Source organism: Methylobacterium sp. WL64, from assembly GCF_008039945.1.
Taxonomy (GTDB): domain Bacteria; phylum Pseudomonadota; class Alphaproteobacteria; order Rhizobiales; family Beijerinckiaceae; genus Methylobacterium.
Genome location: NZ_VRVA01000257.1, coordinates 1 through 2,503 on the forward strand (window position 1 = coordinate 1; position 2,503 = coordinate 2,503).

At 69.8% G+C, this 2,503-nt stretch carries 3 protein-coding genes; all 3 read left to right on the forward strand.

All coding sequences use genetic code 11. The features are described from left to right. The first annotated feature begins 94 nt into the window (after window positions 1-94). The 3 genes from FV242_RS33575 (at window position 95) to FV242_RS33585 (ending at window position 2,460) form a co-directional block, all read left to right on the forward strand. Window positions 95-508: a transposase gene (locus tag FV242_RS33575; RefSeq protein ID WP_147907368.1), complete on the forward strand. Its 414-nt coding sequence runs from the start codon at window positions 95-97 to the stop codon at window positions 506-508. Continuing rightward, a complete protein-coding gene (tnpB, locus tag FV242_RS33580; RefSeq protein ID WP_147941977.1) occupies window positions 505-852 on the forward strand; it encodes an IS66 family insertion sequence element accessory protein TnpB in 348 nt (115 codons plus the stop codon). The genes FV242_RS33575 and tnpB overlap by 4 nt, the downstream gene beginning before the upstream one ends. Window positions 853-954: 102 nt before the next feature. Continuing rightward, window positions 955-2,460 carry an IS66 family transposase gene (locus FV242_RS33585; RefSeq protein WP_147941978.1) on the forward strand — a complete coding sequence of 502 codons (1,506 nt, stop codon included), beginning with the start codon at window positions 955-957 and terminating at the stop codon, window positions 2,458-2,460. The last annotated feature ends 43 nt before the right edge of the window (window positions 2,461-2,503 follow it).

Sequence of the window (2,503 nt, forward strand, 5' to 3'; positions counted from 1 at the left end):
GTGTACGCCTCCGGTGAGGGCCGCGGTCGAGGGCATCGCGCTCTGCGCTGAAGCCTGACCTTAATGCTGGCGTTAAGGTCGGCGGGTCGGGGTGATGCGGGTCGAGCTCCTGGAGAATGCCGAACGGCGGCGGCGCTGGTCGTTCGATGACAAGGCGCGGATCGTCGAAGCCTCGTTTGAGACAGGCGTGTCGGTGTGTTCGGTGGCGCGCCGGCACGGGATCGCCCAAGGCCTGCTGTTCACTTGGCGGCGTCAGGCGCGGGAGGGCCGTTTGGGCGGGGACGCGCAGGCCCCGGTCCTCGTGCCCGTCGCGATCGCCCCAGAGCCGTCACTTCCTGTTCCCGCTGCGCAGTCGGATGATCCGCGTGCTCCAGCGCCGCCGCGCCGGCTTCGTCGCAAGAGCGGCGTCATCGAGATCGATCTCGGCGGCGGTCGGCGTCTCACGGTCGACCGGGACGTCGATGCCGCGGCGCTACGTCGGGTGCTCGATGCCCTGGAGGGCCGATGATCCCGCTGCCGGCCAACGTGCGGGTCTGGTTGGCGACCGGCCACACCGACATGCGCAAGGGCTTTTCCAGCTTGGGGATGATCGTCCAGGAGACGCTGAGGCGCGATCCCCACTCCGGGCACCTGTTCGTGTTCCGCGGCCGGCGCGGCGACCTGATCAAGGTGATCTGGCACGATGGCCAGGGCGCGTGCCTGTACACCAAGCGGCTCGACCGGGGCCGTTTCCTATGGCCGTCCGCGGCCGACGGTGCCGTGACGATCTCGACGGCGCAGCTCGGCTACCTGCTCTCGGGCATCGACTGGCGGATGCCGCAGGAGAGCTGGCGTCCGAGTGCGGTCGGATGAGGATAACGCGTTACAAAGGCTGAGCAATATGCTCTTCTCTCGGGCGTGCCGAACGCGTCCGAGCCCCCGCCGCTTCCCACCGATCTCGCCGCCGCCCACGCCATGATCCTGGCCGAGCGGGCAGCGCGGCTCGTGTCCGAGATCGCGGTCGAACGGCTGAAGTTGGAGGTCGCCCGGTTGCGACGGGAGCGCTTCGGGGCCTCCTCGGAACGCAGCGCCCGGATCGACCAGCTCGAACTCGCCCTGGAGGATCTGGAGGAGACGCTGGCCGAGACGGACGCGCAGGCGGCCGCCGAGCCCGAGGCGCATGCCGCCACCACTTCCTCCCGGCGCAAGCCCGCTCGTAGGCCCCTGCCCGAGCATCTGCCGCGCGAGCGCATCGTCCATCCCGGCCCGACGACCTGCGCCTGCTGCGGCGGGGCACGCCTACGCCACCTCGGCGAGGACTTCACCGAGACCCTGGAGCGGATCCCGGCGCGCTGGGTCGTGATCCAGCACGTGCGCGAGCGCTTCTCCTGCGCCGACTGCGAGACCATCACGCAGACCCCGGCTCCGTTCCATCCGATCCCGCGGGGTCGGGCCGGGCCGAACCTCCTGGCCGAGGTGATGATGGCCAAGTTCGGCCTGCATCTGCCGCTGCATCGTCAGAGCCAGCGCTTCGCCCATGAAGGCGTGCCGATCGACGTCTCGACGTTGGCCGGCTGGGTCGGGGCCGTCACCACCGCCCTGTCGCCCCTGGTCGCCCGGATCGAGGCCCATGTCCGGGGAGCCGAGCGCCTCCATCTCGACGATACGCCGGTGCCGGTCCTGGCCAAGGGTAAGACCCGCACGGGCCGGCTCTGGACGGTGGTGCGCGACGACCGCCCCTTCGGTGGACCCGAGCCGCCGGCGGCGGCCTACTTCTACTCTCCCGACCGCTCCGGCGCCCATGCCGAGACCTGGCTCGGGGACTTCCACGGCATCGTGCAGGCGGATGCCTTCTCGGGGTTCGGCCGGCTGTACGAACCCGGCCGCAAGCCGGGTCCGATCCGCGAGGCGGCCTGCTGGGCCCATGCCCGACGCAAGTTCTTCGAGCTGGCCGATCTGAGACAAGCTCCGATCGCCATCGAGGCGGTAACGCGGATCGATGCGATCTTCGCCATCGAGCGCGCCGCCAATGGTTTTGCCCCCGATGAACGCTGCGCGCACCGCCGCGCCCGCTCGGCTGCTCTCGTCGCCGACCTGGAGGCTTGGCTGCGGGAGAACCGCGCCAGGCTCTCGGCCAAAGCGCCCACGGCAGTAGCGATCGATTACCTGCTCAAGCGCTGGATCGCCTTCACCCGGTTCCTCGACGACGGGCGCATCTGCCTCTCCAACAACGCCGCAGAACGCTCAATCCGTCCCATCGCGGTGGGCCGCCGCAACTGGACCTTCGCCGGCTCGGATGCGGGTGGCCATCGCACGGCTGCCCTTTACACCCTGATCGAGACCGCCAAGCTCAATCGCATCGATCCGCAGGCCTGGCTCGCCGATGTGCTCAGGCGTCTGCCCGACCATCCCGCCCGGCGTCTTGACGACCTTCTGCCCTGGAACTGGACCCAGCCTCAGCCCCGGCAGATCGCAGCCTGATGCCCCGTCGGAAGCACAACTGCGGCCTTCACCGTAGGCGTAC

Excerpts from the sequence above, each read along its gene's own strand:
- FV242_RS33575 (WP_147907368.1), top strand. The coding sequence starts at position 95 with ATGCGGGTCGAGCTCCTGGAGAATGCCGAACGGCGGCGGCGCTGGTCG.
- tnpB (WP_147941977.1), top strand. The coding sequence starts at position 505 with ATGATCCCGCTGCCGGCCAACGTGCGGGTCTGGTTGGCGACCGGCCAC.
- FV242_RS33585 (WP_147941978.1), top strand. The coding sequence starts at position 955 with ATGATCCTGGCCGAGCGGGCAGCGCGGCTCGTGTCCGAGATCGCGGTC.